Annotated in this window: 2 protein-coding genes and 1 pseudogene; 2 read left to right on the top strand and 1 reads right to left on the bottom strand. The window is 69.2% G+C overall.

Features of this window, described 5'->3' with window-relative positions; translation table 11 throughout:
- Positions 1-4: 4 nt before the first annotated feature.
- Both B2U11_RS03660 and B2U11_RS03655 read left to right on the top strand, forming a co-directional pair.
- The gene (locus tag B2U11_RS03660; protein ID WP_292070032.1) at positions 5-670 is read left to right on the top strand and encodes an OmpA family protein; all 666 of its coding nucleotides are present in this window, start codon (positions 5-7) and stop codon (positions 668-670) included.
- A gap of 125 nt (positions 671-795) precedes the next feature.
- A complete protein-coding gene (locus B2U11_RS03655; RefSeq protein ID WP_292070028.1) occupies positions 796-990 on the top strand; it encodes a hypothetical protein in 195 nt (64 codons plus the stop codon).
- Here B2U11_RS03655 and B2U11_RS03650 read toward each other — a convergent pair.
- Positions 975-1,077, bottom strand: a pseudogene (locus B2U11_RS03650) (IS5/IS1182 family transposase); the annotation flags it as partial. The gene B2U11_RS03655 and the pseudogene B2U11_RS03650 sit on opposite strands and share 16 nt — an antisense overlap.

Here is a 1,077-nt window from a genome sequence, read left to right as displayed (position 1 = left end):
CGGCCTGCGCACGGGCCGCGACGTCGTCATCGCCGCCCTGCTGGGCGCCGCCGCCTGCACCACGACCGACCCGTACCGCTCGGGCCCCGTGCGCAACAACACGGGCACCGGCGCCATCGCGGGCGCGCTGGGCGGCGCCGTTCTGGGTTATCTGACCAACACCTCGAACGGCGAACAGGGCCGCAAGAACGCCCTGATCGGCGCCGGCATCGGCGCCTTGGGCGGCGCGGCGGTCGGCCAGTACATGGACCGCCAGCAACGCGCCATGGAGGCCGAGCTGTCCGGCAGCGGCGTCGGCGTCGCGCGTCAGGGCGACAATCTGGTGCTGCGCATGCCCTCGGACGTGACCTTCGCCACCAACCAGTCGTCCATCGACCCGCGTTTCCTGCCGGTCCTCGACGACGTGGCCCGGGTGCTGCAGGAATACGATCGCTCGACCATCGACATCATCGGCCATACCGATTCCTCGGGCGGCGACGCCATCAACCAGCCGCTGTCCGAACGCCGCGCCAGCAGCGTCGCTTCGGAACTGGTCCGTCGTGGCGTCCTGGCCGAACGTCTCTATGTGGCGGGCAACAGCTCGCGCAATCCGGTCGCTTCCAATGCGACGCCGGAAGGCAAGGCGCAGAATCGGCGCGTGGAAATCCTGATCCGCCCGTTCACGGGCTGATCCAAGCCGAAGCGTAGAGGAAGGGCGGCGCCAGGCGGCGTCGCCCTTTTTTGTGCGGGTTTCGCGGCGGCGCTTGCCGGGATTCGGCGAACGTGGTCCTCTCGCTTCGCAAGGGAGCTTTGCGCGTGGACGCGGAAGACGAAGGCCTGTTCGAGGGACTGAAGCTGGCGGCCGTCGCGGTGGTCTGCGCCCTCCTGACCGCTGCAATCGTCATCGGTGCGGGCCAGACGGTCCTGGCGCGTCAGGCGTCCGCTTCCGGCGACGGCGCGCCGCCGACGCTTCTGGTGCGCTCTAGGGTCCGGACTCATTTGGCCCAGTAGGCGACGGTTGCGGCGATGAGGACGCCGGAGAGGAAGTTTGCGGCGAGCTTGTCATAGCGAATGGCGACGCGCCGGAAGTCCTTGAGC

The organism is Brevundimonas sp. UBA7534 (assembly GCF_002479325.1).
Classification (GTDB): domain Bacteria; phylum Pseudomonadota; class Alphaproteobacteria; order Caulobacterales; family Caulobacteraceae; genus Brevundimonas.
Note: the sequence above shows the minus strand (reverse complement) of the source record. Positions and strands in the feature narration are given on the sequence as shown.